The 17,435-nt window shown below is 70.7% G+C and carries 16 protein-coding genes, 2 tRNA genes and 2 pseudogenes; 13 read left to right on the forward strand and 7 right to left on the reverse strand.

What is annotated here, in order from left to right; translation table 11 throughout:
* The first annotated feature begins 497 nt into the window (after positions 1-497).
* The 5 genes from JW613_RS28610 (at position 498) to JW613_RS28630 (ending at position 5,466) form a co-directional block, all read left to right on the forward strand.
* Positions 498-1,445 (forward strand): NADP-dependent oxidoreductase, encoded by a 948-nt coding sequence (locus JW613_RS28610; protein ID WP_209213773.1) that lies wholly within the window; start codon positions 498-500, stop codon positions 1,443-1,445.
* A 404-nt stretch (positions 1,446-1,849) separates the two neighbouring features.
* Complete coding sequence (locus tag JW613_RS28615) at positions 1,850-2,014, forward strand: hypothetical protein (RefSeq protein ID WP_180289686.1); 165 nt, start codon at positions 1,850-1,852, stop codon at positions 2,012-2,014.
* A 313-nt stretch (positions 2,015-2,327) separates the two neighbouring features.
* Entirely contained in the window at positions 2,328-3,173 is an 846-nt protein-coding gene (locus JW613_RS28620; RefSeq protein ID WP_099882573.1) for an RNA polymerase sigma factor SigF, read from the forward strand.
* 199 nt (positions 3,174-3,372) lie between these two features.
* On the forward strand, positions 3,373-4,347 hold the full coding sequence (locus tag JW613_RS28625) for an RNA polymerase sigma factor SigF (protein WP_209213774.1): 975 nt from the start codon (positions 3,373-3,375) through the stop codon (positions 4,345-4,347).
* A gap of 255 nt (positions 4,348-4,602) precedes the next feature.
* On the forward strand, positions 4,603-5,466 hold the full coding sequence (locus tag JW613_RS28630) for a hypothetical protein (protein WP_209213775.1): 864 nt from the start codon (positions 4,603-4,605) through the stop codon (positions 5,464-5,466).
* Between the two features lie 106 nt (positions 5,467-5,572).
* Here JW613_RS28630 and JW613_RS28635 read toward each other — a convergent pair whose 3' ends face one another.
* Positions 5,573-5,797 (reverse strand): hypothetical protein, encoded by a 225-nt coding sequence (locus JW613_RS28635; protein WP_180289687.1) that lies wholly within the window; start codon positions 5,795-5,797, stop codon positions 5,573-5,575.
* A 203-nt stretch (positions 5,798-6,000) separates the two neighbouring features.
* Here JW613_RS28635 and JW613_RS28640 point away from each other — a divergent pair, with 203 nt between their 5' ends.
* The 3 genes from JW613_RS28640 to JW613_RS28650 all read left to right on the forward strand — a co-directional run bounded on the left by JW613_RS28640 (position 6,001) and on the right by JW613_RS28650 (position 10,270).
* Entirely contained in the window at positions 6,001-6,480 is a 480-nt protein-coding gene (locus JW613_RS28640; RefSeq protein ID WP_209213776.1) for a MarR family winged helix-turn-helix transcriptional regulator, read from the forward strand.
* A 227-nt stretch (positions 6,481-6,707) separates the two neighbouring features.
* Positions 6,708-9,191 carry an MFS transporter gene (locus JW613_RS28645; RefSeq protein ID WP_209213777.1) on the forward strand — a complete coding sequence of 828 codons (2,484 nt, stop codon included), beginning with the start codon at positions 6,708-6,710 and terminating at the stop codon, positions 9,189-9,191.
* Between the two features lie 185 nt (positions 9,192-9,376).
* Complete coding sequence (locus JW613_RS28650) at positions 9,377-10,270, forward strand: YceI family protein (protein ID WP_209213778.1); 894 nt, start codon at positions 9,377-9,379, stop codon at positions 10,268-10,270.
* A gap of 75 nt (positions 10,271-10,345) precedes the next feature.
* On the opposite strand, the gene JW613_RS28655 is transcribed toward JW613_RS28650, so the two are convergent.
* Together JW613_RS28655 and JW613_RS28660 are read right to left on the reverse strand one after the other, a co-directional pair.
* On the reverse strand, positions 10,346-11,176 hold the full coding sequence (locus tag JW613_RS28655; protein WP_209213779.1) for a TetR/AcrR family transcriptional regulator: 831 nt from the start codon (positions 11,174-11,176) through the stop codon (positions 10,346-10,348).
* A 97-nt stretch (positions 11,177-11,273) separates the two neighbouring features.
* Positions 11,274-11,660: pseudogene (locus tag JW613_RS28660) on the reverse strand (winged helix-turn-helix domain-containing protein); the annotation flags it as partial.
* Positions 11,661-11,873: 213 nt separating this feature from the next.
* Between JW613_RS28660 and JW613_RS28665 the strand changes: the two are divergent.
* Together JW613_RS28665 and JW613_RS28670 are read left to right on the forward strand one after the other, a co-directional pair.
* A complete protein-coding gene (locus JW613_RS28665) occupies positions 11,874-12,389 on the forward strand; it encodes a hypothetical protein (RefSeq protein WP_209213780.1) in 516 nt (171 codons plus the stop codon).
* A gap of 95 nt (positions 12,390-12,484) precedes the next feature.
* Positions 12,485-13,189: a hypothetical protein gene (locus JW613_RS28670; protein WP_209213781.1), complete on the forward strand. Its 705-nt coding sequence runs from the start codon at positions 12,485-12,487 to the stop codon at positions 13,187-13,189.
* A 73-nt stretch (positions 13,190-13,262) separates the two neighbouring features.
* Here JW613_RS28670 and JW613_RS28675 read toward each other — a convergent pair.
* Positions 13,263-13,412: pseudogene (locus JW613_RS28675) on the reverse strand (TerD family protein); the annotation flags it as partial.
* 142 nt (positions 13,413-13,554) lie between these two features.
* Here JW613_RS28675 and JW613_RS28680 point away from each other — a divergent pair.
* Both JW613_RS28680 and JW613_RS28685 read left to right on the forward strand, forming a co-directional pair.
* The gene (locus JW613_RS28680; RefSeq protein ID WP_209213782.1) at positions 13,555-14,067 is read left to right on the forward strand and encodes a hypothetical protein; all 513 of its coding nucleotides are present in this window, start codon (positions 13,555-13,557) and stop codon (positions 14,065-14,067) included.
* A gap of 211 nt (positions 14,068-14,278) precedes the next feature.
* The gene (locus JW613_RS28685; protein ID WP_209213783.1) at positions 14,279-15,076 is read left to right on the forward strand and encodes an alpha/beta hydrolase family protein; all 798 of its coding nucleotides are present in this window, start codon (positions 14,279-14,281) and stop codon (positions 15,074-15,076) included.
* A gap of 186 nt (positions 15,077-15,262) precedes the next feature.
* On the opposite strand, the gene JW613_RS28690 is transcribed toward JW613_RS28685, so the two are convergent.
* The 3 genes from JW613_RS28690 to JW613_RS28700 all read right to left on the reverse strand — a co-directional run bounded on the left by JW613_RS28690 (position 15,263) and on the right by JW613_RS28700 (position 16,253).
* The gene (locus JW613_RS28690) at positions 15,263-15,547 is read right to left on the reverse strand and encodes a hypothetical protein (protein ID WP_209213784.1); all 285 of its coding nucleotides are present in this window, start codon (positions 15,545-15,547) and stop codon (positions 15,263-15,265) included.
* Positions 15,548-15,859: 312 nt separating this feature from the next.
* Positions 15,860-15,932 (reverse strand) — tRNA-Arg (locus tag JW613_RS28695).
* Between the two features lie 231 nt (positions 15,933-16,163).
* Positions 16,164-16,253 (reverse strand) — tRNA-Ser (locus JW613_RS28700).
* Positions 16,254-16,708: 455 nt separating this feature from the next.
* Here JW613_RS28700 and JW613_RS28705 point away from each other — a divergent pair.
* Positions 16,709-17,221, forward strand: coding sequence for an SSI family serine proteinase inhibitor (locus JW613_RS28705; protein WP_209213785.1), 513 nt, complete (start codon positions 16,709-16,711; stop codon positions 17,219-17,221).
* The last annotated feature ends 214 nt before the right edge of the window (positions 17,222-17,435 follow it).

The following is a 17,435-nucleotide window of genomic DNA, read 5'->3' on the forward strand; positions in this document are numbered from 1 at the left end:
GCCGGCTTCTTCCAGGCGGTGTACTACGCCGTCCGGACGGAGCAGTTGTGGTAGCTCCCGTACGAGTTGATGGGCCCACTCGCGGCCTGGAGTGAGCCCACCGTCGATCCTCGTCCGCGGCCCCGCTCTTCGTTTGCGCCGGAGGTGCGGGGTCCGCGCCATGGGGACCGGCAGCAATTGTGCTGTTGCTCGCAGACTAGCATTGTTCGCGCTGTTTTTTGTACTCCTTGCGACGCCATGGCTAATCCTTCGGTTACGCATCGGGACAGGTTTGGCCTCGGGCAGGGCCTGCTTATGCGGGCCCTGCTCCCGACGTTTCGTACCCTGCTCCCGGCGTTTCTCCGGCCGCCCGGTATTCGGCCGTATTCGGTTGCATTCGGCTGTGCCCGGTCCAGTTCGGGTGCCGGGGGGCGGGCGGGCGATCTGCGGATGGCCGCGGGCTGTCGTACGTTGAGAGCGTCCGCTGGTCCCAGGGGGGAGCAGGGAGGCGCGGGTGCATGCGTGCTGTCGGTGTGCGGGAGAGGAACGGGCGGCCCGAGGTCCTGCAGGCGCGGCAGCCTGAGCCGGGCGAGGGCGAGGTGCTGGTGCGGGTGGTGGCCGCGGGCCTGAATCCGCTGGACTGGAAGATCGCCGAGGGCATGCTGGAGGACCTGGTTCCGTACGACTTCCCGCTGGTGATGGGGGTGGACTTCGCGGGCGTCGTGGAGGGCGGCGGTCCGGAGACGTACCGGTTCACCTCGGGCGAGCAGGTGTTCGGGCACGTGGTGAGTGAGCCGGTGGGCCGCGGGACGTACGCGGAGTACGTGGTGGTGAACGAGGCGGGCAGCATCGCCCGCGCCCCCGCCTCCATCCCGCTGACCGCCGCGGCGGGGGCTCCCACGGCAGGGATGGCGGCGCTCGGGATCATGGACTCGGCCGCGCTGCGCTCGTACGAGAGCCTGCTGATCATCGGCGCCGCCGGCGGTGTCGGTACGTTCCTCACCCAGCTCGCCGCCGCCCGCGGGCTGCGCGTGGTGGCCGCCACGCACGGGCACGACCAGCCCCGGATGGCGGCCTTCGGCGCGGCGCTGACCGTCGATGTACGGGAACGGGACCTGGCGGACGCCGTACGGGAGGAGTATCCGCGCGGCGTGGACGCGCTGGTGGATCTCGGGTCGGCCTCGCCGGAGGAGTTCGCCCGGCACGCCGCGCTGGTACGGGACGGCGGGGTGGCCGTCTCGACGTTGGACGCGGCGTCGGTGGAGGCGCTGTACGGGCGCGGCATCGAGGGCATCAACTACCACATCGCGGCCTCCGCCGAGCTGCTGGAGCGGCTCGGCGAGGAGATCGACAGCGGCCCGCTGACAGTCCCCATCGAGACCGAGGTCCCGCTCGACCAGGCGCCCGGCGCGGTGGCGCGCAACCGGGCGGGCGGCGCCCGGGGCAAGACCGTCCTCCTCCCCTGAGCCCCGCCCGAGCCCTTCCCCCTGCCCCCTCCTGGACCTTCCCGGCGCCTCCTGGACCTCCCCGGCCCCCTCCTGGACTCCCTGGCCCTCCCCGAGTCCGTCCCGCCGTAACTCTCGGGAGCCCGCTCGCGGCCCTCCCCTCAGCCCTCCGCGTATCTCCTGAGCCTGCTCGCAGCCTTTCCCTCAGCCCTCGCCCAGCTCCTGAGCCCGCCGGCCCCGCACCCCCTTGAGCCGTCCGAAGGCCTCCCCGCAGATCCGGTGGCGAGCCCAGGAGTCTCTTTCGCCTGCTGGCCCCGCACCGTTCCCGCTACACTCACACCGCCGCACAGGTGTACAGGGTGTCGATGATCGAACGCCCGGGGGATCGACACCCGGGGATCGACGCCCGGGGGAGGGGCAGCGCGATGGCGCAGACGAAGAAGCTCGCGGGCTATGTGCTTGTCGTCTTCGTGCTGTACACGATCATCACGTCCCCCGAACGCGCGGCAGATCTGGTCCAGATAGGTTTCGAGGGCATCTCCAGTGCCGCGCAGGGCGTCGGCCGATTCATGACCTCGCTCGTCAACTGAGGCCCCCGCCCCGCCCCGCCGAAACACCTGTTCCGCCGCTCCTGCCCGGGCACCGCTGTGCCCTGCGCGCGGGTGCTCCCGGCCGCAACTGGCAAGCAACACGGAGTTATACGGTGCTTGCACACGGTGCACATGTCTTGTGATGCTATGACCGCTTTTTGGCTGATGAATCGTGCCCGCTTGCACAGCGCGGCTCGGGGCCCAGCGGGCACAGCAGCCGAAGCACGCCGCGAAGCAGGCGAAGCAGGCAAAGCAAGCGCAGCAGTCGAAGCGATCGACCAGACAGATCTGCACCGTAAGGGGTGGTGGCTGAGTGGACGGGACCCGTACCCCCACCCAGACTCCCTCCGGCGACGCCGAACCAGCCTCCTCCCCCGCCGAGGCGCAGCGGGAACGGGCCGCGCGGACCCGGGCGCTGACGCAGTCCCTCTTCGAACAGCTCGCCCGGCACGAGCCCGGCTCCGCCGAACACGAGCGCATCCGTGCCGCCCTCATCGAGGCCAATCTGCCGCTCGTGCGCTACGTCGCGGCGCGCTTCCGCAGCAGGAACGAGCCGATGGAGGACGTGGTCCAGGTCGGCACCATCGGGCTGATCAACGCGATCGACCGGTTCGACGCCGAGCGCGGGGTGCAGTTCCCCACCTTCGCGATGCCGACGATCGTCGGTGAGATCCGCCGCTACTTCCGCGACAATGTCCGCACGGTGCATGTGCCGCGCCGACTGCACGAGATGTGGGTGCAGGTCAGCGGCGCCACCGAGGATCTGACGACGTTGCACGGGCGGTCCCCGACCACCGCCGAGATCGCCGAGCGGCTGAAGATCTCCGAGGAGGAAGTGCTGGCCTGCATCGAGGCCGGACGGGCCTACCGGGCCACCTCCTTGGAGGCGGCGCAGGAACGCGAGGACGGGATGCCGGGGCTGCTGGACCGGCTCGGTTACGAGGACCCGGAGCTCGACGGGGTCGAACACCGTGATCTCGTCCGCCATCTGCTCGTACAACTGCCCGAGCGCGAGCAGCGGATCCTGCTGCTGCGGTACTACCGGAATCTGACGCAGTCCCAGATCAGCGCCGAGCTCGGCGTCTCGCAGATGCATGTGTCGCGGCTGCTCTCGCGCAGCTTCGCCCGGCTGCGAGCCGCAAATCGAATCGACGCGTAACCGGTTCGAGCGACCTCAACTTCCGCATCACCGCCCTCAACTGTGCAGTTTTATCGACATGAGGCTACGTCGCGTTGCCTACTTGTGACATTCTGCAAGAGCTGCGTTTGCCGCAGTGGCGTGCCCGGTATGGAGGGGGAGGTGCTTCCCTCAGAGCCGAGGGCGCCGCAGCGACCGTCCGCGACCTCAAGGGGGTGGCATGTCCGTAGAACTGGGCAGCTCCAAGGTGCTCGCCGAGAACACGTCCCCGACCCCGGGGGCTCCTCCCGGGCCCACTGAGCCAGGCAGCTTGTCACCGGTGCTCGACGAGGTGGCGCCGGAAGACCTCGCGGGCGCCGCGCCGGCGGAGCTCGCCGGGGCCGCGGTGGTGCCCGACAGCGACACGCTCGACACCCGCACGCTCTCCCGCTCCCTCTTCCTGCGGCTCGCCGCGCTCGACAAGGCCGCGGCCGAGTCGCCGGAGACGGCCAACACGGCTGAGCGGATGTATGTACGAGACACCCTCATCGAGCTGAACCTGCCGCTCGTCCGCTACGCCGCGGCCCGCTTCCGCAGCAGGAACGAGCCGATGGAGGACATCGTCCAGGTCGGCACCATCGGGCTGATCAAGGCGATCGACCGGTTCGACTGCGAACGCGGTGTGGAGTTCCCGACGTTCGCGATGCCGACCGTGGTCGGGGAGATCAAGCGCTTCTTCCGCGACACCTCGTGGTCGGTGCGGGTGCCGCGCCGCCTCCAGGAACTGCGGCTGGCGCTGACGAAGGCGAGCGACGAGCTGTCGCAGACCCTGGACCGTTCCCCGACCGTCACCGAACTCGCGGGCTGCCTCGGCGTCTCCGAGGAGGACGTGGTCGACGGGCTGGCCGTCGGCAACGCCTACACCGCCTCCTCGCTGGACTCACCGGCACTGGAGGAGGACGGTGGCGAGGGCTCGCTCGCCGACCGGCTCGGCTACGAGGACAGCGCGCTGGAGGGCGTCGAGTACCGCGAGTCCCTGAAACCGCTGCTGGCCAAGCTCCCCCCGCGGGAGCGCCAGATCATCATGCTGCGCTTCTTCGCGAACATGACGCAGTCGCAGATCGGCGAGGAGGTCGGCATCTCCCAGATGCACGTCTCCCGACTGCTGACGCGCACGCTCGCACAGTTGCGCGAGGGGTTGATCGCGGAAGACTGACCGGGACGGGGGCGGAGTGCGGCGGGGGATACCGACAGCAGGACCGACTGCGGGACCGACAGTCGGACCGACAGCGGGACCGCGACGAGCGGCGAGAGGCACACCGGGCGGGACGTCTGCTCGGGGAGCCACCGGAACACGGAGAGGGGTGCGGTCAGGGACAAGGCCAGGGACAGCGGAATGGACCAGGGCTGGGACACCCGGGTTCGCCCACAGAGGGTTCACTTCTGACGAGGCGTCAGTGACACTGTCGCCATGCGAAGCCAGGAGAGCACCGCACGAAGCCGTCGAGGCAGCCGGTTAGCCGCCTCGGCGGCTCTCGTATGCCTCGGGGCACCGCTGGCCGCGGGCTGCGGCTCAGGCGGTGACGACGGCTATGTGGCGGTCGGCGCGGCGGACCCGTCGGGGCGGAGCGGCGACGGTGCCGGTCCCGCACGCCCGGACGACAAGGTACGGATGGTGCCGTTGCCCGGTGACGGCGACGGGAAGGGCGGCGACGCCGCCCGCGAGGCCGACGGCAGCACGAAGGGCGCGCGCGGAGGCGCCGGCGAGGGACGTACGGGAGGCACGGCGGACGCGGGCGACGGCGCCGGCACCGGCGGCGCCACGGGAGCGTCCGGTTCCGCTTCGTCGGGCTCGGAGGGCTCGGACGGCTCGGAGGGTTCGGCCGACCCGGGAGGCTCGGGAGGCGGCTCCAAGGACTCGACCGGTCCGGACGGCTCGTCCGGCTCGACCGGTGCACCGCCCGGCTCCGGCGACGGCGGCGGCTCCGGCCCTGGCGCACCCGACTCCCCGAGCACGCCGAGCGGCCCGGCCGTACTGACGGCGAGCGAGCCGCAGCGGGCGAAGGCCGAGGACCGGTGGTGCGAGAAGGTGACCGTCCGCTTCACCAACTCCGGAGGCCGTACGGTCACCGGAGGCAAGGTCACCTTCGGTACGCACATCATCGGCGCGCTGGGCGTCGACTGGGCCACCCGCGAGAGCACACGTGCGCTCCCCGTACCGATCAGGGCCGGGGAGAAGAAGGAGAAGACCTGGACGGTGTGCGTGGACGCCTGGCGGGTGCCCCTGGGGATGCACGTCGAGACCCGTGAGGTACGGCTGTCCGGCTGGAGGTAACCGGGACCCGTCCCAGGTCAGGGCCCCCTTCCGGGACCGTTCAAGGGCGCCGGTCGGTCCCATGGGCGGCAGATCGGGGCCCGAGCAGGTCGGGCCCCGGTCGCCGTCAGGAGAAGGCGAGCCAGGCGACACCGGCCAGGACGACGAGCACGACGACGACTCCGACGATCACGCCGATCCGCGGTCCGGCCGAGGCCGGGGCGGGCGCCTGCCTGCTGCCGGGCCGGGTGGTGCCCTCGTCGACAAAGGCGCGGAACATCTGGGTGCTGCCTGCCGGGTCGGGGTGTCCCTGTCCGTCCGGACCCTGCGGCGCCTGCGGGTTGTGAGCCATGTCCCAGGACCCTAGCGAACCGTCCCCCGGATGGCACAGCCGCGCCCCGGCGGGCGCTGTGCGCTCGCTCACACACGTTCCCGTGCCGCCCCCACGGGTCCTCACTCTTTGCTCAGAGTTTGCCTGGCTTGCCCGAAATCAATTTGCCTACAGCAACCAACGATCCTTATGGTTGCCCTAAGCAACAAGTTCATGGGGTGCAGATGGCCGAACGCAGTCAGTACGAGGAGCTGGCCCGGCAGATCAGCGCCATCGGCGCCGTCAAACGAGAGATGGCGCGCGGTCTACCCGCGGAGTGTCCGCCCGCCTCGGCGGCCGTACTGATGCTCCTGGACAAGCACGGGGAGATGCGCACCAGCCGACTGGCCGAGCTGATGGCGATCGACATGTCGGTCACCAGTCGACACGTCACCCACGTCGCCGACCGCGGCTGGATCGAACGGCGCCCTGACCCGCAGGACGGCCGATCCCGACTGCTGCGGATCAGCCCGAGCGGCGAGCGGTTCCTGGCGGACCTCTCGACACACACGATCGAGGTGCTCGCCGCCCACCTGCACGACTGGAGCGACGAGGACGTCGCCCAGCTCAACACGCTGCTCAGCCGGCTCCGTACGAGCTTCGGGGACTGCCGCGCCCGCGGCGGGCTACCCCACGAGACGAAAACGACCGCACCACTGAGTTAGAAGGACGCCGAATGGCAACAACCCGATCCCAGCCACCGGTTGGGGGGTCCCATGACGCCGCGCAGGGGACCGGCGGCGGGGCCCGGCACGCGGCACACGCCGCGTCGTCAGGCCACTCCGGTGCCGCCCGCGCCCGGACGGCCCAGGGCCAGGCACAGGCTGCCGGGTCCACGGTGACCCCGGGCGCGGACCCCGCCGCCGCGGCGGCATCCGGGAGCACGCCCCCGATGACGCACCGGCAGATCATGGAGGCGCTCTCCGGGCTGCTGCTCGGTATGTTCGTCGCCATCCTGTCGTCGACGATCGTCTCCACGGCGCTCCCCAAGATCATCTCCGATCTCAACGGCAGCCAGAGCTCCTACACCTGGGTCGTCACCGCCTCACTGCTGGCGATGACCGCGACGACCCCGCTGTGGGGCAAGCTGGCCGACCTCGCCAGCAAGAAGCTGCTGGTGCAGATAGCCCTGGTCGTCTTCGTACTGGCCTCGGCGGGCGCCGGTCTGTCGCAGAACCCGGGGATGCTCATCTCCTTCCGTGTCGCCCAGGGCATCGGTATGGGCGGACTGTCGGCGCTGGCCCAGATCATCATGGCCGCGATGATCTCCCCGCGGGAGCGCGGCCGGTACAGCGGCTACCTCGGCGCCACCTTCGCCATCGCCACCGTCGGCGGCCCGCTGCTCGGCGGCGTGATCACCGACACCAGCTGGCTCGGCTGGCGCTGGTGCTTCTACGTCGGCGTCCCGTTCGCCGTCATCGCGCTGATCGTCCTGCAGAAGACACTGCACCTTCCCGTCGTCAAGCGGCCGGGCGTCAAGGTGGACTGGGCCGGCGCGTTCTTCATCGCCGCCGCGGCCTGCACCCTGCTGCTGTGGGTCACCTTCGCGGGTGACAAGTACGACTGGGTGTCCTGGCAGACCTACACGATGGTCGGCGGAGCCGTGGTGCTCGGGCTGATCTTCGTGCTCGTCGAGTCGAAGGCCAAGGAGCCGATCATCCCGCTGCGGCTGTTCCGCAACGGCACGATCACGCTGGCCTCGGTCGCCTCTCTGTTCGTCGGTATCGCGATGTTCGGCGCGACGGTCTTCCTCAGCCAGTACTTCCAGCTGGCGCGCGGCAAGTCGCCGACGATGGCCGGGGTGATGACCATCCCGATGATCGCCGGGCTGTTCGTCTCCACCACCGTCTCCGGCCAGATCATCACCCGTACCGGCAAGTGGAAGAAGTTCCTGATCGCCGGCGGAGTGCTGATGGCGGCGGGCATGGGCCTGCTGGGCACGCTGCGGTACGACACCGAGTACTGGCACATGTCGATCTTCATGGCGCTGCTCGGCCTCGGCGTCGGCATGATGATGCAGAACCTGGTGCTCGCCACCCAGAACCAGGTGGCGGCCAACGATCTGGGAGCAGCCAGCTCCACCGTCAACTTCTTCCGCTCGCTGGGCGGTGCGGTCGGCGTCTCGGCGCTCGGCGCCGTGCTCTCCAACCGGATCACCCACTACATGGAGGACGGCTTCACCAAGCTCGGCATCAAGCCCGGCGGCAGCGCCACGGGTGGGGGCGGCAGCTCGCTGCCGGACCTGGACAAGCTGCCCGCGCCCGTCCGTACCGTCGTGGAGAGCGCCTACGGCCACGGCATCGGTGACATCTACCTGTACGCGGCGCCGGTCGCCCTGCTGGCGCTGGTGTGTGTGCTGTTCATCCGGGAGGTGCCGCTGCGGACCACCGCCGCGAACCAGGCGAGCGAGACCGCCGCAACCGGCGGGGCGACCGCGAAGGCAACGGCGACCGGGGCGGACCCGGCGACCGAGGTGGGCTCGGCAACCGAGGCGGTCTCGGCAGCCGAGGCCCCGATGCCGGGGGCAACAACCACGGGGGGCGACACTCAGCAGCTCAGGGAGTACGCAGCCATGGCCACAGCCCAGTCCCCGGCCCCGACACCGACGAGCGGCCACGGGGTGTACGGCACCGTCCGCAACGCCGACGGCATCGGCGTCGCCCGCGCGGCCGTCACACTGATCTCGCTCAGCGGGCGCCAGCTCGGCCGCTCCGTCGCCCACGCGGACGGCTCCTACACGCTGGACGCACCGGGGCCCGGCTCCTACGTCCTGATCGCGGCGGCCGACGGCCACCAGCCGCAGGCGTCCACGGTCGTGGTCGGCGAGGAACCCCTCAGCCACGATCTGCTGCTCTCCGGCACCAGCGGCCTGGCGGGCCAGGTGCGCGGGATCGCCGACGGCGCCCCGGTGCACGGCGCGATGGTCGTCGTCACCGACGTCCGGGGCGAGGTGGTGGCCACCGGCATCACCGGCGAGGCGGGCGAGTACCGGTTCGACGAGCTGGTCACCGGCAGCTTCACGCTGGCCGTGAACGCCAACGGCTACCGGCCCACCGCGGTCCCGGTCGAGGTGCAGGGCCAGGGCACCACCCGGCTCGACGTCGACCTGGCGGCGGGCGCCCGGGTGACCGGTACCGTACGGGCAGGCGGACACGGCAGGCCGCTGCCGGACGCGCGCGTCACACTCGTTGACGCGGCGGGCAACGTCATCGCCACGTCCACCACCGGTGAGGACGGCGCCTACGCCTTCACCGACCTGGACGCCGGCGACTACTCGGTCATAGCCAGCGGCTACCCGCCCCAGGCGAACGCGCTGCATGTGACCGGATCCGGAGTGGACGCGTACGACATCGAGTTGCACCACCCGGACGAGTGACCCCCCGGTCCTGACGGCGTGCGAGTCGAGCGGAGCGCGCGCCGTCGGGTCCGGTTCGGGGAAGGGCCCCGGCGGCCCGGAAACGCATTGAGCGAGCGCGGGCAAGGGACGGCCCGCCGCCGAGGCGCCGGGGCCCGTCGTGGACGAGGCCGGGGCCGTCGTATGTGAGAAGGAGCTGGAAAGTGATGACAGGCGGGGCAAGCGGAGCGGACCCGGGCGGCGTCGCAGGCGCCGGCGGGGCCGGCGGCGGCGGGACCGGCCAGGACGGCGTGCGGGCGCGGGTGCGCACCCGGGACGGCTGGGCGGTGCAGCACGCCGTGCTGACCGTCACCGATATGACAGGCACCCAGGTGCGGCGCGTCGAGGCCGACGACGAGGGCATCGTGCGCGGCGGGGAGCCGCTGCCCCCGGGCGCGTACACCGTCATCGCCACGGCCGTCGGCTACGCACCGGCCGCCTCCACGGCGATGGTCACCGCCTCCGGACGCGCGGACCTGGGCACTCTGGTGCTGGCCCGGCAGGGCGGGGTGGAGCTGCCGCCGCCGGGGCCGTGGACCATCGACCCGATGCACTCCACGATCGCCGCGACCGCGCAGCACCTGGGGATGACCAGCGTCCACGGCCGGTTCACCGATTTCGGCGGTCGCATCGAGATCGCCCAGGACCCGGAGAAGTCGTCCGTCGAGGCCGTCATCAAGGCGGAGTCCATCAGCACCGGCAACTCCATGCGCGACCAGCACCTGCGCTCCAGCGACTTCCTCAACATCGAGTCCTACCCCGACATCACCTACCGGAGCACCGGTGTCGACGTGGCAGGGCCCGACCGGTGGACGGTGCGCGGTCACCTCGGAATGCACGGCGTGGTGTGCGAGGTCGACCTGGACCTCACCTATCTGGGCAGCGGCCCCGACCCGTGGGGCGGGCTGCGCGCCTCCTTCCACGCCACGACCGAACTGCGGCGCTCGGACTTCGCGATGAACTACAACCAGGTCGTCGCTGCGGGGATCGCGGCCGTCGGTACGACACTCAAGGTGGACCTGGACATCCAGGCGGTCCAAGGGGAGTCGCTGCCGTTCTGACGGCGGCTCAGCGGCCCCAGGAGCACTTCAGCGGTCCCAGGGCCCTAGGAACACTCAAGCGGTCCCCAGGAGCGCTCAGCGGTCCTCGGGGGCCGGAGGCTGGGGCGGAATCACGGGCGCGGCGCGGTCCCACGGGGTCGCGCCGCGCCCGTACCGCGCCATGGCCTCGATCCCGGCGATGACGCAGTCCAGCGCGACGCCGAAGTCCCGCTGCTCGACCGGGCGTACGGCCTCCGCGCGTACGCCCTCCCCGCCGTCGCCGCACTCCGCGTACTCCGGGCGCACGCCGACGGTGGAGCGCAACGCGTCGACACAGTCCTGCGAGCTGACACCCGCCTCACTGCAGCGCCGATGCCAACTCGCCTCCACGGCGGCGTGCCCGTACACGAACGAGAACAGCGCCGCCAGCGCACCGTCCGCCTGCTGCTCGGGCAGCCCGGAGCGCAGCAGTACGCGGCGCACCCCCAGTTGGAAGGACATCGCGCTCGGCCCGACGTTCAAGAAGCTGCCCAGCGTGCCGGACGCCCACGGGTGACGGCGCAACAGTCCGCGCAGCGCGTAAGCGGACTGCCGCAACTGCTCGCGCCAATCGACGTCCTCGGCATCCGCGTCCGGCACCTCCAACTCGCCCTCGACGGCGTCAAGGGCCAGCTCCAACAGATCGTCCTTGCGATCGACGTACCAGTACACCGACATCGCGGTCACCCCGAGATGGGCGGCCAGCCGGCGCATGGAGAACTTCGCCAGCCCCTCGGTGTCCAGGAGCCGTACGGCAGCTGCCGTGATCTTCTCCCGGTCCAGCCCCTCGGTCTGGCCGCTCCCGGCGGCTCTACGACGGGTCCCGGTCCTCTCCTCAAGCCACACGCTGGTCCTGCGCATCCGACTCGTGCGGCTGCCGTCACTCATGGCACGCGCTCCTTCGGGGCCGGCTCCGAAGGCCGGTCGGAGAGACGGAACGGGGTGGCAACGGCCGAGGTGCCTCACAGACCGTTACCCCTCGATGCTAATCCGTATCCGACCCGTCCCCCGCTCTGTCCACGCCGCCCACGCCCTCCCCGGGCTTGAACACATAACCCGCCCCGCGCCGGGTGTGGATCATCCGCTCCCGGCCCACATCGATCTTCCGCCGCAGATACGAGATGTAGAGCTCCACCAGGTTGGCCTGCCGCCCCACGTCGTAGTTCCACACCCGGTCGAGGATCTGCGCCTTGCTGAGCACTCTGCGCGGGTTGCGCATCAAAAAGCGCAGCAGCTCGAACTCGGTGCCGGTCAGCCGTATCCGGTCACCGCCCCGCCACACCTCGCCGGTCTCCTCGTCCAGCACCAGGTCCCCGACGACGAGCAACCCCTCGGGCCGCAGCCGCCGGTCGGAACGATGCACGCACCCGCGCGAGGTGCGCTCACCCCTCGTGCGCGCCCCGTAGACGCGCCCCGTACTTCCCGTACCCCGCGGCACCGAGGCCGCGCCCGTCCCATTCCTGCTCCTGCTCCCGCTCATGCGCCCACCCTCGAACGCCCGGGTGAGAGGAGGCTTGCCGAGACCTGTGAATCCGCTGAGAAAGACCTGGGCGCCCACGGGTGGGAAAGACCTAGGCTGCCACGGGTGAGCGCAGTCATAGCAGCGATGATCACGGCCGTCGTCGGCGTCCTGGGCACCCTGTTCGCTCCCGTACTCACCCAACGCATCACGGCGCGGCAACGGGTCGAGGAGCGGGCTGAGGCCGACCGGCTGCGCCGCCTGGAGGAGCGCCGCGCCGCCTACACCGCCATGAACCGCGCCTCACGCCAGTTCAGCACCCTCCTCAAGGACGCCCTGCACCGGCTCCGCGACGACGTCTACACCGACCACGAGCGCACCGCCCTGGAAGAGGCCCGCCTCGACTACCGCGACCGCTACGCCGAGGCCCAGATGATCGTTCCCGAACACATCCTGGACGCCTCCCGCGCGGTCAACCGCGTCCTCGCCGGAGTCGACGCCGCCGTCAAACGCCTCGACCGCGGCCGTGCCCGCGACGGGGAGACCCCCGACTCGGTACGCCTCACCCTCACCACCGAAGGCGACCGCGAACTGGCCGCCATGCGCCGACTGATGCGCGAGGACCTGGGCATCCACGACTGAACGGCAGCCGACGAACGGGCCCGGACCCACCGCAAAGGGCAAGGGGCAAAAGAGGCAGAGGGCACAGGGCAAGGGACAAGGGGCAAGGAACAAGGGTGGACAGCATGCTGGAGGCAGTGGGATCGGAGCTGGTGAGCGCGCTCGTCGCCGCCGCGCTCACCGGGCTGGTGGGCCTTGCGCGCTGGCTGCTGGCCCGCCGCCTGCCTGCCCGCCGCATCTGGCGCTTCGAGAAGGCAGCCGAACTCTCAACAGTCGTCGACACCGACCATGTGGACACCGGCCGCTATCGGCGCCCCGTCTCCGGACTGGGCCAGGTCCGTGCGCTCTCCCTCCTCGTGCCCAGCCTGCACCTCGCCTATCGCGACCTGGACCTGGAAAAGCTCCACCTCTCCGCTCACCTGCCGGGCTCCGCCCTGGAGGGCTACCTCCTCGTCCTCGGCGGTCCGAAGACCAACGAAACCGCGGGCCGCCTGCTGACAGCCATGGCGGACTCCCTCCCGTTCCGCACCGGCAGCGGAAGGATCGTCTGGGACGGCACTCCCTATGAGGGTGACGCGGCCGACGGCGCCGTCACCCGGGACCTCGGGCTGGTGATCCGCGCCCCCAACCCCTTCAACCCCGCAGCTCGCGTCGTCATGCTGTGCGGTTGGTCCACCTACGGCACTCTTGCAGCGGCCCGCTGGCTCACCACCGAGGGCGCGGACCGCTCCCTCCCGGCCGACCTCACCGCCCTGGTGGAATCCCACGTCCTGCCCGACGGCCATGTCTCCCCACCCCGCGTCCTGAGACTCAGCCGATGAGCCGACCCCCCCAAAAAGCCGCCCCCTCTGCTGAACGGTGGCGGTGGTCCTCACATGTCACCGCCCGGGCGGGTCAGGCCACTTCGATGCCGTGGTCCTGGACCAGCTCCTCCAGGCCGCCCCGGTACCCCTTGCCTCCCGGGACGAAGCTCCAGTCACCGTTGACACGGCGGCGAAAGGAACCGAGAACCAAGGCGGTCTCGGCGGGACGCCCGTCGGAGACCAGGCCCGGGGACCGGTCCGGACCGAGCCGACGCGCCGACCACACATCGGTCACAGAAACGTCACTTCTCTTGCACGCCCCCTCACACTTCACTCTGCCGAGCACTACGGTCACTCCACCCAAAACACCCTGGGGGGACGAGATGACCAATCCGTACACCGGGCCCATACCACCGACACCCCGCCCACCCGACGCACGCCCGCTCCGCAAGCGTGTACTCGTGTGGCTCGGAGGCTCGGCCCTCTTCATCGCGGGCGTGGCCATCGGCTCGACCGGAGACGACGGCAAGCAGCCGGTCGACAGCAGAGCCAAGCCCGCGACGACCGTCACCGCGACCACCACAGCCACACCCGAGCCCGGCCCGACCGTCACCGAGAAGGCCAAGTCCCCGAGGAAGCCCGGCCCCACGGTCACCGTCACCAAGACCGCCACCGCCAAAGGTGCCGACATGGGAAGCGGCAGCAACAGCAGCAGCAGCGACAGCAGCAGCCGGGACAGCACCGGCACGTGCTCGATCGTCTCCAGTTCTGGGAACTGCTACTCGGCGGGTCAGTTCTGCCGAAACAGCGACCACGGGGCCGTCACCTCCACCGCGAGCGGCAGGAAGATCAAGTGCGCGCAGAGCTCGAACGCCTGGCGCTGGACCTACATCTGACGGGACGGACCAGTCAACAGAACCGGTCAGCCTGTCCAGAACATCGGCTCTCCAGGTCGCTGATCAACGGCACATCAGGAGCTGGGGGGCGACGGCCGACCGGTGGGACCGCGGGGTCGAGGCGAGGCGAGGCGAGCCGAGCCGGGCCGGGACGTTCTGCTGGGGGCGATAACCGAGGCTCGGTGCACGGCCGCACACCTACGGTGGCCGTATGGACTCACCGATCACGGGAACAGCCGCCGGCGTGCCGTTCACCGCGCTGCCCCCGGCCGACAACGGCGCCGCGCCGCTGATCGTCACCTGGCACATGCTGGACGCACCGAGGTCGGACGCCGCGTTCGCTGCCGCGCTGCCGATGAACGGTCTGCCCACGTGGCGGGTGCACCTCGGGATGCCGATGTGCGGGGCTCGGATGGTCGACGGCCGTACGGACGCGATCGTGGAACTCTTCCAGCGGGACCCCCTGATGTCCTTCCTGGCCCCGTTCGTCCAGCAGGCGACCGAGGAGTTCCCGGCCGCGCTGGCATCGCTGCGTGCCCAGCTGCCGGTCGGTGACGGCCCGATCGGTGTGCTCGGCGGCTCCCTGGGCGGGGCCGTCGCGCTACGGGTCCTTGCCGAGACCGGCACTCCGGTCTTCGCCGGCGCCGTCGTGAACGCCGCCGTCCGGATGCGGTCGGTCGTGGACCTGTTCCCGGGCGACTACCCCTACGACGCCGACTCCGAGAAGGTGGCCGACTCCCTCGACTTCGTCACCAAGGCCCCCGCCATCGCCGATCGCGCGCCGCTGCTCGTCGTCAGCGGCGAGTCGGACCACCCGGCGCTGCGCGCCGACGCGTTGCACCTCGTCGACGCGCTGGGGGAACGGTCCGAACTGCTGTCGATCCCCGGATTGGCGCATCCGCTCGCCGACGAGCCCGGCATCGAGCCCGCCCCCCAGCTGCCACCGGCGCGCGCAGTGGACGCCGGCCTGACCGCATGGTTCCGACGCCACCTCCCGAGTACTGACTAGCACCCCGCCCCGCTTCCCCGGCACCTCCCGGCACCGGCCGGCGTCGTTGCGCGCGGAGGCTGCCGGCGGCCCCTTCTCGTGCGGCGGGCTCTGAGCCGCTGCTCTCGGCACGGCTCGGGGTACGCGCCCCGAGCCGACCGCGCCGGGTACCGGTCAACGGGAGACGTCAGGAACCATCGCAGGTAGTCAGCCTACGGCGATGAAGGAGAAGGGCCGGTCCGCCAGGGCCCCGTAGTAGTCGCCGGTATGGATCTCGCACTGTCCGGCGTCGACCTTCGCGACATGCGCATTGTCGACGATCTTCCATCCATCGCCGTTGATGGTGGCCACGACCGAAGGGGTCTCCTCGAAGTCGCGGAGGAAGATCAAGGTGTAGGCGCCTGTGGTCTGGCTCGGCTTCACGACCTTGAAGTTGTGCCCCGCGATCTTGTCACCTTCGGCGCTGACCGTGCCGCGAATCCACTGATTCATAAAACTCCGTCCTTTCTGCTACCAGCGGGTCCTCAGGCCCCGGCACGCACGTGAGCCACCACCCCGCAGTTGCTGCCGGGGCGCTGAGGTGATTGACGAGGTCATGCCCTCCAGGCGCGCAGAATGTCGGCCTGCGCCACGAAACCGCCTGTTCGTGTACAGAAAGCGCTGCTCTGAGGCCTCGCGGATGCCGTCGCAGATGTCAGTGGGTGCCGCCACCGCCACCGCAAACTGACGCGGTTGCCGTCAACACTGCCGTACGGCACGAAAAAGCCCCGCTCCGATTGATCGGAGCGGGGCTCTCAGCTGCTGCGCGCTCGGCAGGATTCGAACCTGCAACCTTCTGATCCGTAGTCAGATGCTCTATCCGTTAAGCTACGAGCGCTTGCTCTTCGGCGGTTTTTCTGCCGGTCGGCGTTGCGGGAACAACATTACATGACCTGCGCGCCGAGGTGAAATCCGTTTGGGTCACCCCCTGTGACCTGCGGAAACGGCATGGACAAGGGTGCCGCGCAGCGGGATCAGGGGGACGGGGTGGAACGAGAGAAGCCCCGGACGGGCCGGGGCTTCGGTGATCTTGAGATCCGTGGATGATCCTGGATCCGGAGATCGTGAGCGGAGGCTCCGGGATTTGAACCCGGGATGGGGGGTCACCCCAAACCGCATTAGCAGTGCGGCGCCATAGACCAGACTAGGCGAAGCCTCCAGACACACTCGGGACGCCCGGAGGGCGGCAAAGTGTGTGCTGATGATGGCACAACCCTGGGGGCTGTCTCCAATCGGCCCCTACCGTACTCGGTCCGCGGACCCCTGGGCAAAGCGTTAGCGCGACGGCCCGGCAGCGCCGCCATCGGCCGGGTCGGCCTGGAGCGTCGGCCTCGGCGAAGTCGGTCTCGGGGCCGGGTCCCCGGATACCCGGGGACTCGGGGCAGGTGGCCCGGTGCAGGACAGCGTCGGTGGGGGCGGTCGCGGTGGGCGCCGGTGCGGCCGTACGGGGTGTGCGCTGCGCCCGGACGGGTCCGCCCGCGCAACGGTGAGGGCGGAGCGGCGTTGAAGAAGAGGGGGCGTACTCGCGGCGCCCCCGTCTCCCTCCCATCACGAAGGCCGCCCCCGTCCAGCCTGTCCCGGCGGGGGTGTGCTCTCGAGCCTCTGGAGTCAGTCATGCCGCGTCGTACCGCGCCCGTACCCTTCCGCGTCCGCCCGCTCCTCACCCTCACCATGGTCACCTCCACGGCGGCCGGCCTGCTCTCGCTCCTCGGGGCGCCGGAGGCGGTGGCCGCCGAGCCGTCGGCAGCCACCGGCCCGTCGGCCACCGCCGGTGGGTCCGCAGCCGCTGTCCGGCCCCGCGACAAGCTCACCTTCACCGTCGCCCACAGTGGGAGGGCGGCGCACGACGGGTCGTACACGCTCCGCTGTCACCCCCCGGGGGGCAGGCACGCGGCTCCGAGCCGGGCGTGCGCGGCGCTCGATCGGGCGACCTCCCAGGGCCGTGACCCGTTCAAGCCGGTGGCGGCGGGTGCCACGTGCACGATGATCTACGGCGGCCCGGCGACGGCTCGTGTGACCGGCACCTGGCAGGGCCGGAAGGTCGACGCCCGGTTCAGCCGGACCAACGGCTGTGAGGTGGCGCGGTGGAACAGCCTCGTTCCGGCGCTGCCCCGGACGTCCTCCTGAGTGCACGGTCCGAGCGGACGGCCTGACTGGGTGCACGGTCCGAGCGGGCGACCCGATCCTGCGGTCCGAGCGGGCGGCTTGAGCTTGCGGTGTCGCCCTGGGGGGTGAGCCGAGGGCGTTCGGCCTACTCTCCGCTGTGCGCCGGGTGTTGGCCGGCGACGCCCGCGCAGCCGGCCCTCTGCCCCGCGCTACGGGGGTGACCTGACACGCATCC

The sequence above is a fragment of the Streptomyces smyrnaeus genome (assembly GCF_017676345.1).
Taxonomy (GTDB): domain Bacteria; phylum Actinomycetota; class Actinomycetes; order Streptomycetales; family Streptomycetaceae; genus Streptomyces; species Streptomyces smyrnaeus.